This is a genomic window from Pseudomonas sp. S30_BP2TU TE3576 (assembly GCF_050436025.1).
Lineage (GTDB): Bacteria > Pseudomonadota > Gammaproteobacteria > Pseudomonadales > Pseudomonadaceae > Aquipseudomonas.
Window position 1 is genome coordinate 217,973 of record NZ_JBNDLK010000001.1, and the last position, 16,767, is coordinate 234,739.

At 61.3% G+C, this 16,767-nt stretch carries 14 protein-coding genes, 1 tRNA gene and 1 pseudogene; 5 read left to right on the forward strand and 11 right to left on the reverse strand.

The window, feature by feature from the left end; all coding sequences use genetic code 11:
* Nucleotides 1-20 precede the first annotated feature (20 nt).
* The 4 genes from ABIA48_RS00895 to ABIA48_RS00910 are packed head-to-tail and all read right to left on the reverse strand — an operon-like array spanning nt 21 to nt 3,030.
* Nucleotides 21-659, reverse strand: a complete 639-nt coding sequence (locus ABIA48_RS00895; protein WP_007983819.1) for an aldolase — start codon at nt 657-659, stop codon at nt 21-23.
* Nucleotides 656-1,954 (reverse strand): 3-oxo-tetronate kinase, encoded by a 1,299-nt coding sequence (gene otnK, locus ABIA48_RS00900; RefSeq protein ID WP_429486545.1) that lies wholly within the window; start codon nt 1,952-1,954, stop codon nt 656-658. The genes ABIA48_RS00895 and otnK overlap by 4 nt, the downstream gene beginning before the upstream one ends.
* A 10-nt stretch (nt 1,955-1,964) precedes the next feature.
* Complete coding sequence (ltnD, locus tag ABIA48_RS00905) at nt 1,965-2,870, reverse strand: L-threonate dehydrogenase (RefSeq protein ID WP_429486547.1); 906 nt, start codon at nt 2,868-2,870, stop codon at nt 1,965-1,967.
* Nucleotides 2,863-3,030: a hypothetical protein gene (locus ABIA48_RS00910; RefSeq protein WP_007983813.1), complete on the reverse strand. Its 168-nt coding sequence runs from the start codon at nt 3,028-3,030 to the stop codon at nt 2,863-2,865. The genes ltnD and ABIA48_RS00910 overlap by 8 nt, the downstream gene beginning before the upstream one ends.
* 371 nt (nt 3,031-3,401) lie before the next feature.
* Here ABIA48_RS00910 and ABIA48_RS00915 point away from each other — a divergent pair, with 371 nt between their 5' ends.
* The 5 genes and pseudogenes from ABIA48_RS00915 to ABIA48_RS00935 all read left to right on the forward strand — a co-directional run.
* Entirely contained in the window at nt 3,402-4,469 is a 1,068-nt protein-coding gene (locus ABIA48_RS00915; RefSeq protein WP_429486548.1) for an alpha/beta fold hydrolase, read from the forward strand.
* 238 nt (nt 4,470-4,707) lie between these two features.
* Nucleotides 4,708-5,361: a hydrolase gene (locus ABIA48_RS00920; protein WP_310058426.1), complete on the forward strand. Its 654-nt coding sequence runs from the start codon at nt 4,708-4,710 to the stop codon at nt 5,359-5,361.
* A gap of 171 nt (nt 5,362-5,532) precedes the next feature.
* Nucleotides 5,533-6,852, forward strand: coding sequence for an OprD family porin (locus ABIA48_RS00925; protein WP_429486551.1), 1,320 nt, complete (start codon nt 5,533-5,535; stop codon nt 6,850-6,852).
* Between the two features lie 170 nt (nt 6,853-7,022).
* On the forward strand, nt 7,023-7,268 hold the full coding sequence (locus tag ABIA48_RS00930; RefSeq protein ID WP_007983798.1) for a type II toxin-antitoxin system ParD family antitoxin: 246 nt from the start codon (nt 7,023-7,025) through the stop codon (nt 7,266-7,268).
* Nucleotides 7,261-7,437, forward strand: a pseudogene (locus tag ABIA48_RS00935) (type II toxin-antitoxin system RelE/ParE family toxin); the annotation flags it as partial. The gene ABIA48_RS00930 and the pseudogene ABIA48_RS00935, both read left to right, overlap by 8 nt.
* Before the next feature lie 119 nt (nt 7,438-7,556).
* On the opposite strand, the gene ABIA48_RS00940 reads toward ABIA48_RS00935, so the two are convergent.
* The 7 genes from ABIA48_RS00940 to fdnG form a co-directional block, all read right to left on the reverse strand.
* A tRNA-Sec gene (locus ABIA48_RS00940) sits at nt 7,557-7,652 on the reverse strand.
* A gap of 57 nt (nt 7,653-7,709) precedes the next feature.
* Nucleotides 7,710-9,617 carry a selenocysteine-specific translation elongation factor gene (gene selB, locus ABIA48_RS00945; RefSeq protein ID WP_429486553.1) on the reverse strand — a complete coding sequence of 636 codons (1,908 nt, stop codon included), beginning with the start codon at nt 9,615-9,617 and terminating at the stop codon, nt 7,710-7,712.
* Complete coding sequence (gene selA / locus ABIA48_RS00950; protein ID WP_429486555.1) at nt 9,614-11,044, reverse strand: L-seryl-tRNA(Sec) selenium transferase; 1,431 nt, start codon at nt 11,042-11,044, stop codon at nt 9,614-9,616. Before selA ends, selB begins: the two co-directional genes overlap by 4 nt.
* Nucleotides 11,045-11,095: 51 nt before the next feature.
* Nucleotides 11,096-12,022, reverse strand: a complete 927-nt coding sequence (gene fdhE, locus ABIA48_RS00955; protein ID WP_429486557.1) for a formate dehydrogenase accessory protein FdhE — start codon at nt 12,020-12,022, stop codon at nt 11,096-11,098.
* A 3-nt stretch (nt 12,023-12,025) separates the two neighbouring features.
* Nucleotides 12,026-12,691 carry a formate dehydrogenase subunit gamma gene (locus tag ABIA48_RS00960; protein WP_310058441.1) on the reverse strand — a complete coding sequence of 222 codons (666 nt, stop codon included), beginning with the start codon at nt 12,689-12,691 and terminating at the stop codon, nt 12,026-12,028.
* On the reverse strand, nt 12,688-13,623 hold the full coding sequence (gene fdxH / locus ABIA48_RS00965) for a formate dehydrogenase subunit beta (protein ID WP_429486559.1): 936 nt from the start codon (nt 13,621-13,623) through the stop codon (nt 12,688-12,690). The genes ABIA48_RS00960 and fdxH overlap by 4 nt, the downstream gene beginning before the upstream one ends.
* On the reverse strand, nt 13,624-16,689 hold the full coding sequence (gene fdnG / locus ABIA48_RS00970) for a formate dehydrogenase-N subunit alpha (RefSeq protein ID WP_429486561.1): 3,066 nt from the start codon (nt 16,687-16,689) through the stop codon (nt 13,624-13,626).
* Between the last annotated feature and the right edge of the window lie 78 nt (nt 16,690-16,767).

Consider the following 16,767-nt stretch of genomic DNA (forward strand, 5'->3'; position numbering starts at 1 on the left):
TGTCGTGTCAAGCCAGCGCGTTACCAGTGCGCACCAAAGGTGTCTCGCAATTCGTCCAGCGCCGCCTGATCGAGCGGTTCCGGCTTGGGATTGCTCATCAGCCAAAGCTGTGCGGTTTCCTCAAGCTCTTCCAGGGCGTAGCTGGCCCTGGATACCGAACTCTCCCAGACCACCGGGCCCAGTCGTTCGAGCATCACGCCGCGAACACTGTTGGCCAGCCGGGCGACTTGCTCGGCAACCTTTGGCGAACCGGGTCGCTGGTAGCCGATCAGCGGGATATGCCCGACTTTCATGACCTGATACGGCGTCAGCGGCGGCAGGATGTCGTCCGCCTGCCAGACCCCGGCCAGCGTCAATGCCACCAAATGGGTGGAGTGGGTATGCACCACGCCGCCGACACCCGGATTACGGTCGTAGACCTGACGATGCAACGCCAGGGTCTTTGACGGTTTGTCACCGGACACCCATTCGCCAGCCAGATTGACCTTGGCGATGGTCGCCGGATCAAGACGCCCGAGGCAGACATCCGTGGGCGTGATCAACCAGCCATCGTCCAGGCGCGCGCTGATATTACCGGCGCTGCCGACGGTGTATCGGCGCTGGTAAAGGCTGTGGCCAACCTCACAGATTTCTTCGCGCAAGGCGTTCTCGTTGCTCATTGCACGTCTCCGGCCTGGGCGAGTTGGTTCAAGGCTTTGCTAAAGAAATCCCGGCCACCGAAGTTGCCCGACTTGAGTGCCAGCGCCAAAGGTTCGTCAGTGCTGCTGACGGTCGCCGGCACACCCGGATCGATCTGCGCGCCGATCTGCAACAGCTGTACACCCAGCGCCTGAACCACCGCGCCCGAGGTTTCGCCACCGGCGATCACGAAGCGGCGTACACCGCTCTGGCGCAAACCTTGGGCAATTTCGCCAAAGGCGTTTTCCACCAGGCTACCGGCCTGTTCGACGCCCAGTTGCTGTTGCACCGACTTGACGTCTTCCGGTGAGCTGGTGGCGTAGATCAATACGGTTTGTTGGTTGTCGCGGGCAAAGGCCAAGGCTTGCGCCACCACCGGTTCACCCGCCGCCAGGGCCAACGGATCAATTCGCAAGGCTGGGCGGCCGGCTTCGAGCCAGGCGGCTACTTGCCCATTGGTGGCAATCGAAGCACTGCCGGCCAACACCACCTCCCCGCCGGACACGGCCGGAAGTTTCGATGCATCGAGGTCACGCAGTTTGCCGGCGCGGCGGAAATTTTCCGGTAATCCCAGGGCCAGTCCCGACCCACCTGTCAACAACGGCAGATCAGCGCAAGCGGTACCGAGGGTATACAGATCGCTGTCCGACAAGGCATCCGCGATGGCCATGCCGACACCTTGTGCCCGCAGCTCAGCGATTCGCGTCCGCACCTGTTCAGCACCACGGGCAATCGTGTCGTAGCGCAACAGACCGACATTCAGACGGGTCTGCGATTGCAGGACCCGAACCAGATTGGCATCGGTCATCGGCGTCAACGGGTGATGCTGCATGCCAGACTCGCTGAGCAGTTGATCCTGCACGAACAAGTGGCCGCGAAAGATCGTTCGGCCATTCTCCGGGAACGCCGGGCACGCAAGGGTAAAGTCGCTGCCCAGTGCAGCCAGCAGTGCTTCGCTGACCTGGCCGATATTGCCAGCCGCGGTGGAGTCGAACGTCGAGCAATACTTGAAGAAGATTTGCTCGCAACCTTGTTCACGCAGCCAGGCCAGCGCGGCGAGGGACTGTTCGACCGCTTCGGTGACCGGCGTGGTGCGCGATTTCAGGGCAATGACGATCGCATCGGCATCAAGCCCGGCAGCAACTTCCGCGCTCGGGATGCCGATGCTTTGCACGGTACGCATACCGCCGCGCACCAGCATGTTGGCAAGGTCCGTGGCGCCGGTGAAATCGTCGGCGATGCAGCCCAGCAGCGGGCGTGCGGTAGAGGTAGTCATGGGGTGTTCCTCAAACAGGCTCAGGCTTGGCAGTCGGCAATTCGATGCCCGGGAAAATCTTGATCACCGCCGAGTCGTCCTCGCGGCCGAAACCGGCACTGGACGCCTGCATGAACATCTGGTGAGCGGTGGCCGACAGCGGCAGCGGGAATTTGCTGGCCCGGGCGGTATCCAGCACCAGGCCCAGGTCCTTGACGAAAATATCCACCGCGGACAACGGCGTGTAATCAGCCTTGAGAATGTGCGGTACGCGGTTTTCGAACATCCAGGAGTTACCGGCGCTATGGGTGATCACTTCATACAGCGCATCGGCATCGACCCCTTCACGCAGGCCCAGCGCCATGGCTTCAGCGGAGGCGGCAATATGTACCCCGGCGAGGAGCTGATTGATGATCTTGACCTTCGAACCCAGGCCATGGACGTCACCCAGGCGATAAACCTTGCCGGCCATGCCAGCCAGAATCGACTCGGCCTTGGCATAAGCGTCGGCCGGGCCCGAGGTCATCATGGTCATCTCGCCAGCGGCAGCCTTGGCGGCGCCGCCGGAAATCGGTGCGTCCAGATACAGCAGGCCCAGCGCGGCCAGGCGCTGGCCCAGGTCCACGGCGTACGTCGGGGCGACTGTGGCGCAGCCGATTACCAGACTGCCCGGCCGCAGTGCGGCCACGGCACCACCCTCACCAAACAATACGGTCTCGGTCTGCTCGGCGTTGACCACCACGGTAATGATCACGTCACACTCAGCGGCCATGTGTGACGGTGACGGACAGGCCACACCGCCCTCCCCGGCGAACTGTTCTGTCACGGCAGAACGCACATCACAGGCATGCACATTAAAACCGCTGCGCAACAACGAGCGGGCAATGCCCAGCCCCATCGCGCCCAGACCGACCACACCGACATTCTTGTTATTCATGGGGTACTCCAGAGGAAAGCAGCGACGGCTTCCACGCCTGCAAGGCGCAGACGTTGGCCGCGTTGTAGATAAGGCCACGGCAGACAGGATCAGCACCGAGCGGATAAACCCGCTGAGGGGCGCTGTCATTCAGGACGGGAGTCGGGTTCTGATTGAACATCAAGGCCATCCTGTTTTTATCGTGTTATCAGGTTGTCATACCGGCTGGCGTAAATCATCTACCAGTGATCAGATTATGTGAAGTATTTTTTCATGATTCACATTTTTTAACATGCCTTTGGAAAACCTGGCGACTTCGTCACCCCTCAGTCTCAGCTAAGTTTCGATCCGTATCGTTTCGATCGAGTTGAAAAGAGGCTCAGACTAAATCCGCCATGTATCACAGTGTGTCAACGCCAACGCCCGATACACTGACTTTCATCCGGCCGGCGATTCGACACAGGCCAGATACGTTGCCGCGTTTCAATGCAAGCAAGGTTTGAAGGGGCACAGACCGGACCCCTGACCCATGGCTAGTAATGGAGGCATCCCATGAAGATGGCACTGCGCAACAGCAACCCCCGCAACACTCGCCGCCACCTGGTGGGCCCTTCGATCCTCGCGCTCACCCTGTTCGGCGTTTTCGGCGCAGCCCACGCACAAACGGCCGCCACCGCGCAGCCAGTGTCGGCCCCTGCCGGTTTCACTCAGGCGGCGTCCTCGCCCTTCGGCCCGCTCAAGCATGTCAACGCCGGACTGCTGGACGTGGCGTACGCCGAAACTGGCCCGGCCAACGGGCCGGTGGTGATCCTGCTGCACGGCTGGCCGTACGACATTCACAGTTATGACGAGGTCGCGCCGTTGTTGGCCGCCAAGGGCTATCGGGTGCTGATGCCTTATGCGCGCGGCTATGGCGATACGCGTTTCCTCTCCGTAGAAACCGAACGCAACGGCCAGCCGGCTGCGCTGGCCAGCGATGTCATCGACTTCATGGATGCCCTGAAGATCAAACAAGCGGTGCTCGGTGGCTATGACTGGGGTGCGCGTTCGGCCGATATTGTCTCGGCGCTGTGGCCGGAGCGTGTCAAGGCACTGGTCTCGGTCAGCGGTTATCTGATCGGCAACCAGGCAGCCGGCAAGAACCCGCTGCCACCCAAGGCTGAATTGCAGTGGTGGTATCAGTTCTACTTCGCCACTGACCGCGGACGCGCCGGTTACGAGAGAAACACCCACGACTTCGCCAAGCTGATCTGGCAACTGGCTTCACCGAAATGGGCGTTCGACGACGCCACCTTCGACCGCAGCGCCAAGGCGCTGGATAACCCCGACCATGTCGACATCACCGTGTTCAACTACCGCTGGCGCCTGGGCCTGGTCCAGGGCGAGAGCCGCTACGAAGCGCTGGAGCAGAAACTGGCCACAGCGCCATCCATCAGCGTGCCGACCATAACCCTGGAAGGCGATGCCAACGGCGCACCGCACCCGGCCCCCGAGGATTATGCCAAGCGCTTCACCGGCAAATACGAGTTCCGGCTGATCAACGGCGGCATCGGCCACAACCTGCCGCAGGAGGCTCCGCAGGCGTTCGCCAAGGCGGTGATTGATGCCGATCATCTTTGAGGTCGATCTGACATCCGCACACCAGCGCCATGAACGTGGAGAATGTCGGCGCCAAACTTGCGCAAGCACTAACGCGTGATGCCGTGAATGGCACACACAAAACCTGTGGGAGCGAGCTCGTTCCCACAGGTTTTGTGCCGTTTGATCGCGATGAGTCAAAGACAGCACACCGATTCAATATTCCCGACCCGATCTACGCAACCATGACGTCCTCACTCCCCCCCATAAGGACAGAGTCATGGCCATTGCAAAAGCAGTTCCCGGTAAAACCCTGCTGACCCCAACCGACCACACCCTGATCATGATCGACCACCAGTCGCAGATGTCCTTCGCGACCAAGTCGATCGATGCCGTCACCCTGCGCAACAACGCCGCACTGGTGGCCAAGGCGGCGCGTGGTTTCAAGGTCTCGACGATTCTCACCACCGTCGCCGAGAAGAGTTTTTCCGGGCCGATCTTCGAGGAAATCAAAGCCGTGTTCCCGGAACACAACGTGATCGATCGCACCAGCATGAACACCTGGGAAGACGAGCGCATTGCCGTGGAGGTCAATGCCATCGGCAAGCAGAAGATTGTCCTCGCCGGACTGTGGACCTCCGTTTGCATCGTTGGCCCGGCATTGTCGGCGATTGACCAGGGTTTCGAGGTGTATGTGATTGCCGACGCCTGCGGCGACGTCAGCACCGAGGCCCACGAAATGGCCATGCAGCGCATGATCCAGATCGGCGCCCGGCCGATGACCTCGCTGCAATACCTGCTGGAACTGCAACGTGACTGGGCTCGCAGCGAAACTTACGACGAAACCGTGAAAACCTCGATTGCCAACGGCGGCGCCTACGGTCTGGGCCTGATCTACGCCAAGACCATGTTTGGTGCCTCGGAAGGCCACTAAGAAAAACAAGCGACTGCAGGCGAACTCCTGTAGGAGCGAGCTTGCTCGCGATGGTCTCGAGAGCGCCGCGTTTACCCGGTAAACAGGCGTTATCGTTAACGACCATCGCGAGCAAGCTCGCTCCTACAGTGAATCATCACCCGCAGTCGCTGCCCCTGTGGTGAACCATTGATGACCCTTTCCCTGCAAGACTTCAGGGCGGCCCTTGCCCTGTGCTTCTGCCTGTTGACCACCCACGCACTGGCCGATGAATCGTCGAAAGACGCGGAAGGTTTCCTGAACGGCGCGACGCTTGGCGTACTCAGCCGAAACTTTTATCTGAACAGCGACTATCGATCCCCCTCGCCGACCGGAAAAAGCTACAAAGCCGAATGGGCTCAAGGCTTTATCAGCACTTTCGAATCTGGTTTCACACCGGGCGCCGTTGGTTTTGGCCTCGATGCCCATGCATTTCTGGGATTGAAACTCGATGGCGGCAAGGGACATTCCGGGACCGGACTACTGCCGGTGGGCAGTGACGGCCGCAGCGAAAGCGACTACTCCAGCGGTGGCGGCGCGATCAAGCTCAAGGCATCGAAGACCACCCTGGCGTATGGCGAGATGGAGGTCGAAACCCCGGTATTCGACACCGCGGACAAACGCCTGCAACCGGAGTACGCCACTGGTTTTCTGCTCGACAGCCGTGAGATCGACGGCATGAACCTGCAAGCCGGGCACTTCACGGCATTCAAGAATCAGGACAGTGCTTCAGGCAAGGGCAACTTTTTCGGCTATGGCGCCAACACCGAGGCCGGTGGCATTTCGTTTGTCGGTGCCGACCTGTTTACCCGGAACCCTGTCGGTGGCGCCCTGTATGCCTCGGAGCTGACAGACACCTGGCATCAGTACTACGGCAATCTGCATTACAAGCAATCCGATGTGTTCCTTGACGCCAACCTCTATCACACCCGGGACACCGGCCAGGCACTGGCCGGTGCCATCGACAACACCGCGTACAGTCTGTCGGGCAGATACACGATCGGCGCCCATGGTTTCACCGTGGCCTATCAGAAGATCGACGGTGATACGCCATTCGATTTCGTCGGTGGCGATTCCATCTACCTGGCCAACTCAATCAAGTACGCCGACTTCAACGGTGCCCATGAACGTTCCTGGCAGGCACGCTACGACTTGGACCTGGCGGCCTACGGGATTCCCGGGTTGAAATTCATGACGCGTTACGTCACCGGCGACCAGATCGACGGCACCCATGCACCGCAAGGCGGGGCCTATAACCCGTTCGACGCGGCGTCCGGCACCTTCGTGCCGCAACAGGGTGATGGGGGCAAACACTGGGAGCGCGACATTGATTTGAAGTACATCGTCCAAACGGGGGCAGCGAAGGACCTGTCGGTGCAGATGTCGCACGTTTCGCACCGGGCCAATAAGGCGCAGGCGGGTGATGACATAGACCGGATATATGTAGTGATTCAGTACCCGCTGGTGTTCTGAGGAAAGCTTTCGGCAATGTTTGGAATGCATTCATTTGTTGGAGCGGGCTTGCCGAAAAGCTGCAAATTCTGTTCGGACTGGATGGATCGCAATAGAGGCACGACTGTTCGATACCGCACCAATAGTATGATAGGTTTCATGCAGTCGACTATCTCCGTGGAGGCCCAATCATGGGAACCGTACGAAAAACCATCACCGTGACCGACCAGCAAGACAACTGGATCAAAGCGCAGATAGAAGCGGGCCATTACACCAACGACAGCGAATACATTCGTGATCTGATCCGTCGTGAACAGGAGCGCAGCGCTGAACTCGAAACGATCCGTGCCGCCCTTCGGGAAGGTGAATCCAGCGGAGAACCTCGTCCATTCGATCCAGCTGCATTCAAACAGAGAATGTTAACCGCGCATGGCTGAATATCGTCTAACGCCTGCCGCAGAGGGTGACCTTGAGGCAATCTGGAGTTATACCGCTCGCCAGTGGGGCATGGATCAGGCCAATCGCTACATTGACATCCTTACCTCAGCATTTGCGCAATTGGCCGAGCGCCCGAAAAAGGCGCCGGCCTGCGACGCTATCCGTCCTGCTGATCCATTTCGCACCCCCGTGTAAAAACTGGGCGAAAGTGTTGCTTCGACCAACCGCCATCGCGAGCAGGCTCCCCCCACAGGGGATTCGGTTGAGTCAGGAAGTTTGGAGGTGATTGGCGGAAGGCAGCCGGAGTCGAACCTGCCCGGGAACGGATGCCGTCCCCAACCGGGTTTGAAGCCCGGCCGCGCCACCGGGCGCGATTGCCTTCCTTGAAGTCTTTCCTTGAAGTCTTTCCTTGAAGTCTTTCCTTGAATCCTGCCCTTGTATCAGTGCTCTGTGCGCTGGGCCAACGCACTGTCCGCACGAATCTGCCGTCGATCACCAAAACGCCGCGTCAGGCCGATACGGTCAAAGTATTCCAGTATCTGAATGCTGCGCTTGCGCCCCAAACCGATTGCATCGCGGAACGCCGCCACCTGAATCACCGGGTTAGCGTCCGCCAGTTGCAACAGCATAGCCGCCAATCGACGGATCATGCTGTCGGTGTAAAACAGATCGTGGACGACTTGATGGAGCAGGCCCAGCCGGGCCATTTTGCGCAGCAAGGCGCGAACGGTTGCCTCGTCATGCCCCAGGTTGCGCACCCAGGGCGGGTCGAAACCGGCTTGTTCGAACAACGGCTGCAAGCGTTGCCACAAGGCTTCGTCTTCTTCACTCAAGCGCACCTGATGTTCGGGCAAATGCAACCATGGTCCGCTGCTGACGATAGCGCCGCTGGCCAGCAATTCATCGAGCAGGCAGATAAACGTCGGACGTTCCAGAGTGCTGCCCGCAAATCGGCGCAGGCGATCCCGGTCCGGGCCCATTTGATCCGGTTCGAGTTGATGGAAATGCGCGAGTTGTTCCACTAAAGGCGCTTTCAAGGCTTGCCAGCGACTGGCGCTGAACAGCAACGGACCTTGACGGGTATCGATCAGGCGCACGTTGTCAGGCAACGTCCAGGAATTGCGTGGACGATTGAACTGACGTTCCAGGCGTTGCGGGTCGAGCCCGGTGTCGCTATGGGCCAGCAATGCCGGCAAAACATCTTCCAGCGTTGCACTGTTGGCCAGTGCGTCCAGTTGCGCCAAACGTTCGGGGCTGCGGCGTTGTCGAGCGGGTGCAAACGGATCGAGCACCCGACCGCCGCCAAGGGTGCGTTGGGCACTCTGGTCGCGCAGGATCAGCGGATCGCCCTTCACCGCATGCACCGGTGTATTGAGCAGCAGTTGCGCAAACATCCGCCCACCGGGCGCCAGGCTTGTGCCTTCCAGCAGGGCGACTCGCCCGGTGACGTCCTGGGTGCCGAGGTGCACGTGTACCGGTTGAAAGTGCTCGAAGGCCCTGGGTTCGCCGGCAAGCAACTGCATGTTGATGTCCAGGCGTTGGGTGGGCGCGTACAAGCCCTCGGCCAGCAACCAGTGGCCGCGATGGATATGCTCCAGGGCCAGCCGTTCGGCATTCAGGTTCAACGCCACACGCTGGCCGGCAATGGCGCTGTCGGCGGTCCGGTTTTGCGCGTGCAGGCCTCGAATGCGCACCGGTTTGCCTTGTGGCCCCAGCAGCAAGGTATCGCCCACCGCGACCCGACCGGACAGCGCCGTGCCGGTCACGACGATGCCGGCCCCGGCAACGCTGAAGGCGCGATCGATCGCCAGTCGAAAGCCATCTTCGCTGCTGCGTTGCAACACTTCCCGCTGTGCTTCGAGCAAAGCCTGTCGCAAGCTTTCGATGCCCTCGCCGGTCACGCTCGACAGCGCAATCAGCGGCGCATCGGCATAAGGCCCGGGCGCCAGCAATGTGCGGACCTGATTGCATACCACCTGCACCCGGGCGCCATCGACCCGGTCGCACTTACTGATCGCCACCAGAGCCCGAGGGATACCCAGCAACTGGACGATGGCCAGATGCTCACGCGTCTGCGGCATCACACCATCATCGGCGGCCACTACCAGCAACACCAGATCGATACCCTGCGCGCCGGCGAGCATGTTATGGGTAAAGCGTTCATGGCCGGGCACATCGATGAAGCCGGTCAGGCCCGCTCCCGGCTCCAGCTCGGCATACAGGTAGCCGAGGTCGATGGTCATGCCGCGCTCACGCTCTTCCCGGCGCCGGTCGCCCGCCTGGCCGGTGAGCGCCTGGAGCAGTGCGGTTTTGCCATGGTCGATGTGCCCTGCGGTGCCGACAATCACCCTGCCCGGCCCTCCACCTGCAATTGATCAAGCTGCGCCAGCCATGCCGGCTCGTCGTCCAGTTGCCGCAGGTCCAGCCACAGGGCGTCATCGTCAATGCGCCCGAGTACGGCAATCGGCAAGGCGCGAAAGGCTTCTTCAAGATTCAACAGGGAGCGCCCGCGCAAGCGCTTGGAGGTCAGCGGACGCAGACACAGCGCTGCGCTGGCCAGCCGTGCCACCGGTTGGCTGCCGCTGCCGATCATGCCCAGTGCCGGCATGGCACTGACGCTCCAGCCGCCACCCAACACCCGGGCCAGCGATGGCCGCAAACGCTCGGCCTGGGCGAGAATATCGGTCTGTGGGCGGGTCAGCAGGCGCAGGCTGGGCAAGCGCTCGGCCAGTCGGTCCGGGTTGCGGTACAAGCCCAACACCGCTTCCAGGGCCGCCAGGGTCATTTTGTCGACCCGCAGCGCACGCTTGAGCGGGTTTTTCTTGATCCTGGCGATCAGTTCCTTGCGGCCGACAATCAGCCCCGCCTGTGGCCCGCCGAGCAGTTTGTCGCCACTGAAGGTGACGATGTCCGCGCCATCCAGCAGGGCCTGACGCACTGTCGGTTCGGCGGGCAAACCCCAGCGGGTCAAGTCCAGCAGGCTGCCACTGCCGAGGTCTTCGAGCAGTGGCAAGCCGTGCCGGTGCGCCAGTTGCGCCAGCTCCGCCGTTGGCACGCTCGTGGTGAAGCCTTGAATGCTGTAGTTGCTCGCGTGCACCCGCATGATCAAACCACTGCGCGAACTGATGGCGGCCTCGTAGTCGCGGGCATGGGTGCGGTTGGTGGTGCCAACCTCAAGGAGCTTCACCCCGGCACGGGCCATGATGTCGGGAATGCGGAAGGCACCGCCGATTTCAATCAGTTCGCCCCGGGAAATAATCCCATCCTTGCGTGCGCCCAGGCTGTTGAGGCTCAGCAATACCGCAGCGGCATTGTTATTGACCACGGTCACCGCTTCGGCGCCGGTCAGTTCACGGATCAAGCCTTCGATCAGGTCGTCGCGATCACCGCGCTTGCCGCTGCGCAGGTCGAATTCGAGGTTGAGCGGATAGCGGGCAACCATTTGCACCGCTTCGATGGCTTCCTCGGGCAACAGCGCCCGCCCCAGGTTGGTGTGCAGGACCGTGCCGGTGAGGTTGAATACCCGGCGCACATGGCTGCGGTGTTGCGCAGACAATCGCTCGCCCACCCGGCCCGCCAGTACTTCAGGGCTGACTTCTACTGATTCGAGCAAACCCTGCTGCACCCCTTCGCGCAGTTCATCGAGCAATATTCGCAACGCGGCCAGCAAGGCGTCGCGCCCATAGCGCTCGGCCAACGGCCGGCACACCGGGTGACGCAACAAACTGTCGATGGAGGGCAGGCGCAGGGGTTGGCAAGTACTGCGAGCTGACATCTGGCGCTCCTGAAAACGAATGACCGTCGCGCCTGAGTGTAGACGCTGCAGTTATTCGTCTCCCGGAGCCAGCAACAGATTCGGTGCCAAACGCTGATAACCGTCCTGCGCCAGGCGCATGTCCAGCATCAGGCTGGACAGGTCCGCCGACAGCGCTTCGGCGTCTGCATCGTTCTCCAGATAGAGCAACTTCAGATAGCTGTTACAACCGGGGCAGACTTCTGCGCGCAATGGCGCCTGGTTGGCGGCATGGCGATCATCTTCAAGGCTGAGGTATTCCAGGCCCTTGCTCTGCTCGCAATACACGCACTTGACCCGCACCACATGCCACTCGCAGGCGCACAGCGAACAGACCAGATAACGCAAGCCGTTGTGCTTGCCGCGATGGCGGATCACTCCAGCCATGGCCGGCGAGCCACAGGCCGGGCATTGACTGAGGCTGTCGCCGGGCGTCAGCGCCAGGTTCGGCGTGCTCAACAGCCAGTGGCTCCAGGCCGTTTGCAGCGCTGCACCGAGAAACGGCACCACCGCGGCCGGCACCAGTGAATACTGGCCGCTGAGCAACGCCACCGCCCAGACGCGGCGTTGCCCGGCGCCGGCCAGACGCAAGGTTTCCACGGCATCGGCCACGGCGGATTGCGCCGGTGCGTCGTAGCGCTGTAACAAGGCATCGAGGTAAAGCTGCCAATCGTCTTCGCGCGCCAGGCTGTCGGCCGCGAACGGCGGCAAGCCGTGTTGCTGGCACAACTCAATGCGTTGCCGGTCAAGGGGTTCGCTCAGCGGTGGGTCGTCCAGCACCTGTTGCTGCACCCGGCACAACCCGGCAATCAGGCGCAGGTAATCGGCCAGCGGGTGCCCTTCGGCCAGCGTTTCCAGGCGCAGGGCGCGCAGACTGAACAGGTTATGCGGTGGCATGTACAGAAACGGCGGCGAACTGGCCGCCGCTTCGATTTCTCCGGGTTCGAGGATGGTTGGCAAATGTCAGCCCTTTTTGGTGATCGGTCGCGTAGGAGCTTCGTCGCGGGTCTCATCTTGAGTCACTTGGCGATACCAGAGCTCATGGTGTTTCTTCGCCCAGCCGCGGCTGACCCAGCCATGCAACATGGCGCTGACCGAGCCCTTGATCCAGATGCCGGCATAGATGTGCACGATGATGCTGAGGATCAGCACAAAAGCGGCCAACGCATGCAGCAACATCGCCCAGCGGATAACAGTGATGCCGAAGTAATCGCTGAAATACGCACGCCAGATCACCAGCCCGGTGAACAACAGCCCAAGCATGCACAGCAGTAAAGTCCAGAACAGCAGCTTCTGCCCGGGGTTGTACTTGCCGATGGGCGGGACGCCCTCCTCTTTGTTCAGCATCACCCGGTCGATGCGCTTGAGCCACAGGCGGTCATTGGCGATGAAGTAGTTGGCGCGCCAGAAGCGAAATACCAGGCCGAGGAACAGCAGGAACATCAGCACGCCCATGAACGGGTGCAGGATGCGCGTCCATGGCCCGCCGCCGAACAGGTTGCTGAGCCAGAACAACGCCGGGTGAAACAGCGCCAGACCGGACAGCCCGGCCATGAAGAACAGGATCGCCACCAGCCAGTGATTGGTGCGCTGGCTGCTGGTGTAGCGCAGGATCGTCTTGTTGCTCATGGCTTGCCCTCCCCACGGGGATCGTAGGTATGCACCGCCGGGTCGACTTCGTGCACCGAGGTATCCGGCGGGCTCGGGTGTTCATCCTCTTCGACCACTTGCGGGCCGACCCGCACGTAGTGGAAGAACCCGGCCAGCACTGCCGCGCCCATGGCCAGCAGCGCCAGGGGTTTGCTCACGCCTTTCCACAGGCTCACCAAGGGGCTGATGATCGGATCGGCCGGCAAACCGGCGTACAGTCTTGGCGTATCGGCGTGGTGCAACACGTACATCACGTGGGTACCGCCAACGCCTTCAGGGTCATATAGACCGGCGTTCTCAAAGCCCCGGCTCTTGAGGTCGACGATGCGCTCGGCCGCGTGTTCCTTCATGTCGTCCTTGGAGCCGAACACGATGGCACCGGTCGGGCAGGTTTTCACGCAGGCCGGTTCCAGCCCTACCGCCACCCGGTCCGAACACAAGGTGCACTTGTAGGCCTTGTGATCCTTCTGCGAGATCCGTGGAATGTTGAACGGACAACCGGTGATGCAGTAGCCGCAGCCAATGCAGTGGTCTTGATCGAAATCGACGATGCCGTTGGCGTGCTTGATGATTGCCCCCGGGCTGGGGCATGCCGCCAGGCAACCGGGCTCGGCGCAGTGCATGCAGCCGTCCTTGCGGATCAGCCATTCCAGGTTGCCGGCGTCGGTTTCATGCTCGGTGAAACGCATCAAGGTCCAGGTTTCTGCGGTGAGGTCCTGCGGGTTGTTGTAGGTGCCATGGTTGTGACCGACCTCATCACGCAACTCGTTCCATTCCGAGCAGGCGACCTGGCAGGCCTTGCAGCCGATGCATTTGGTGGTGTCGATCAGCTTGGCGACTTCTTCCACGCCGCGTATCGACGGCGCGGGGGTAGTGGTGGCCGAGCGGGCAATGATGTCTTGGCTGGCCATTTAGACTTTCTCCACGTTGACCAGGAATGACTTGGATTCCGGGGTCTGGGTGTTGCCATCGCCGAGGAACGGCACCAGGGTGTTGGTCAGGTAGCCGTGACGGGTGGCGCCGGTGAACCCCCAGTGCAAGGGGATACCGATCTGGTGAACGACCTGATTGTTGACCTGCAGCGGACGAATCCGCTTGGTCACCACCGCCACCGCTTCGATATGCCCGCGTTTGGAGCTGACCCTTACTCGGTCACCCGCAGCAATGCCCTTCTCCTTGGCCAGCACCTCGCCGATTTCGACGAATTGTTCGGGTTGGGTAACGGCGTTGATCGGGCAATGCTTGGTCCAGAAGTGGAAGTGTTCGGTCAGCCGGTAGCTGGTCGCCGCATACGGGAAGTCCTTGGCCTGCCCGAGGGTGTCCCAGACTGAATCGAAGATCCGCCCGGCCGGGTTGCTGGTCGCCTGCTTGTTGTTGGGGTGCATCGGGTTGATACCGATGGGCGTCTCGAACGGCTCATAGTGTTCCGGGAACGGCCCTTCGTTCATCTTGTCGAGGGCGAAGAAACGCGCCACGCCTTCGGGGTTCATGATGAACGGGTTGATGCCCGCTTCCGGTGCGGCGTCGACTTTGTAGTCGGGCACGTCGGTGCCGGTCCAGACCTTGCCGTTCCACCACACCAGCCGTTTGTTCGCGTCCCATGGTTTGCCTTCCGGGTCGCACGAGGCGCGGTTATAGAGGATCCGTCGATTGGCCGGCCAGGCCCAGGCCCAGCCGAGGTTCTGCTTCATCCCGAAAGGGTCGCTGTTATCACGCCGGGCCATGTTGTTGCCCTGCTCGGTCCAGCTGCCGCAGAAAATCCAGCAACCGGATGCCGTGCTGCCATCGTCCTTGAGCTGGCCGAAGCCGGACAACTGCTGACCGGCCTTGACCACCGCGCCCGAGGCGTCGGTGACATCGGCGACGGCGTAGCCGTTGAATTCCCGGGCCAGCTCTTCCGGCGTCGGGTCATCCGGTACTTTGTAGGGCCAGTCGAGCTTGAGGATCGGCTCGGCCCAGGCACCGCCGTTGGCCTGGTAACGCTTGCGCAGGCGCAAGAACAGCTCGGCCATGATCTTAACGTCCGTGCGTGCCTGCCCCGGGCCATCGGCACCCTTCCAGTGCCATTGCAGCCAGCGGCCGCTGTTGACCAGCGAACCGTTTTCTTCGGCGAAACAGGTGGTGGGCAGGCGGATGACCTCGGTCTGGATGTTGGCCGTCTCCACATCATTGTAAGGCCCGACGTTGCGCCAGAACTCCGAGGTTTCGGTAGCCAGTGGGTCCATCACCACCAGCCACTTGAGTTTGGCCAGCGCCTTCATCACCCGGTTTTTGTCCGGCAAGGCGGCGATCGGGTTGAAGCCCTGGCACATGTAGCCATTGACCTCGCCCTTGCTCATCATGTCGAACATTTTCAGGATGTCGTAGCCGGGAATGTCCAGCTTGGGCAGCCAGTCGTAACCCCAGTGATTCTCGGCGGTGGCATTGGCGCCGTACCAGGCCTTCATCAGGCTGACATGGAACTTGCCGTAGTTCTGCCAGTAGGATATCTGCCCGGGACGCAGCGGCTTGAGTGCACGTTTGGCAATGTAGGCGTTGTAATCCTGTTCGGCGTCGGCCGGCAAGGTCAGGTAACCAGGCAACAGGTTGGACAGCAAACCCAGGTCGGTCAGGCCCTGAATATTGGAGTGCCCGCGCAGGGCATTGACGCCCCCGCCCGGCATGCCGACGTTGCCCAGTAGCAATTGCACCATGGCCGCGCTACGGATCATCTGCGAGCCGGTTGAGTGCTGGGTCCAGCCCAACGCGTAGAGAATCGTCATGGTTTTGCCCGGTTGCGAGCAGGTGGCGATCTCTTCCCAGATTTTCTGCATCGCCTGCGTGGGCATGCCGCAGACCTGACTGGTCAGCTCCAGGGTGTAGCGGCTGTAATGTTGCTTCATCAATTGGTAGACGCAGCGAGGGTCTTGCAAGGTCGGGTCGACTTTGGCGAAGCCGTCCTCGCCGATTTCATAGCCCCAACCGGACTTGTCGGTGTAGATGCGCTTGCTCGCGTCGTAACCGCTGAACAACCCGTCCTCGAAACCGTAGCTGGCCTTGACGATGAACGACACGTCCGTATAGGCCCGCACGTACTCGTGCTGGATCTTGTCTTCGGTCAGCAGGTAATTGATCAGCCCGCCCATGAAGGCAATGTCGGTCCCGGTGCGGATCGGCGCGTAATAGTCGGCCACCGAGGCCGTACGGGTGAAACGCGGGTCGACCACAATCAGCCGCGCCTTGTTGTGGGCTTTGGCTTCGGTGACCCATTTGAAACCACATGGGTGCGCTTCGGCGGCATTGCCACCCATCACCAGAACCAGATTCGCGTTGGCGATATCGGTCCAGTGGTTGGTCATGGCACCACGGCCATACGTCGGGGCAAGACTTGCCACCGTCGGACCGTGTCAGACACGCGCCTGGTTATCGAACCCCAGCATGCCGAGACTGCGAATCACCTTGTGGGTGATGTAACCCGCTTCGTTGGACGATGCCGACGCCGCGAGAAAACCGGTGCTCAGCCAGCGGTTCACTGTTTGCCCCTTGGTGTTCTTCTCGATGAAGTTGGCGTCGCGGTCGGCCTTCATCAGGTCGGCGATGCGATCGAGCGCTTCATCCCAGGAGATTCGCGTCCACTCCGTGGTGCCAGGCTTGCGCACCTGCGGGTACTGGAGACGACTGGGGCTGTGAATGAAGTCCAGCAGGCCTGCGCCTTTGGGGCAAAGGGTTCCGCGGTTGACCGGGTGGTCGGCATCACCTTCGATATGGATAATGTTTTGCGCGACATTCTTCGCCGTATCGCCCTGGCTGTACATGATCACGCCGCAACCGACCGAGCAATACGGGCAGGTGTTGCGGGTTTCATGGGTGTGGGCAAGCTTGAAGTGACGCACCTGTTCGGCAAAGGCAAGTGTCGGGGCCATGCCCAACGCGCCCAGGCTAGAGCCTGCAAGGCCGATGCCGGCGACCTTGAAGAACTGACGACGGCTGAGATCCATCGTGCACTCCTGATCAGGTGGAGCCCGGTACATGGCCGGGCTTTTTGAACAACCACGGTCGGGGCAGTCTGGCTGCCG

Coding starts and splice junctions, on each gene's coding strand:
- ABIA48_RS00895 (WP_007983819.1), bottom strand. CDS start 659: ATGAGCAACGAGAACGCCTTGCGCGAAGAAATCTGTGAGGTTGGCCAC.
- otnK (WP_429486545.1), bottom strand. CDS start 1,954: ATGACTACCTCTACCGCACGCCCGCTGCTGGGCTGCATCGCCGACGAT.
- ltnD (WP_429486547.1), bottom strand. CDS start 2,870: ATGAATAACAAGAATGTCGGTGTGGTCGGTCTGGGCGCGATGGGGCTG.
- ABIA48_RS00910 (WP_007983813.1), bottom strand. CDS start 3,030: ATGTTCAATCAGAACCCGACTCCCGTCCTGAATGACAGCGCCCCTCAG.
- ABIA48_RS00915 (WP_429486548.1), top strand. CDS start 3,402: ATGAAGATGGCACTGCGCAACAGCAACCCCCGCAACACTCGCCGCCAC.
- ABIA48_RS00920 (WP_310058426.1), top strand. CDS start 4,708: ATGGCCATTGCAAAAGCAGTTCCCGGTAAAACCCTGCTGACCCCAACC.
- ABIA48_RS00925 (WP_429486551.1), top strand. CDS start 5,533: ATGACCCTTTCCCTGCAAGACTTCAGGGCGGCCCTTGCCCTGTGCTTC.
- ABIA48_RS00930 (WP_007983798.1), top strand. CDS start 7,023: ATGGGAACCGTACGAAAAACCATCACCGTGACCGACCAGCAAGACAAC.
- selA (WP_429486555.1), bottom strand. CDS start 11,044: ATGTCAGCTCGCAGTACTTGCCAACCCCTGCGCCTGCCCTCCATCGAC.
- ABIA48_RS00960 (WP_310058441.1), bottom strand. CDS start 12,691: ATGAGCAACAAGACGATCCTGCGCTACACCAGCAGCCAGCGCACCAAT.
- fdxH (WP_429486559.1), bottom strand. CDS start 13,623: ATGGCCAGCCAAGACATCATTGCCCGCTCGGCCACCACTACCCCCGCG.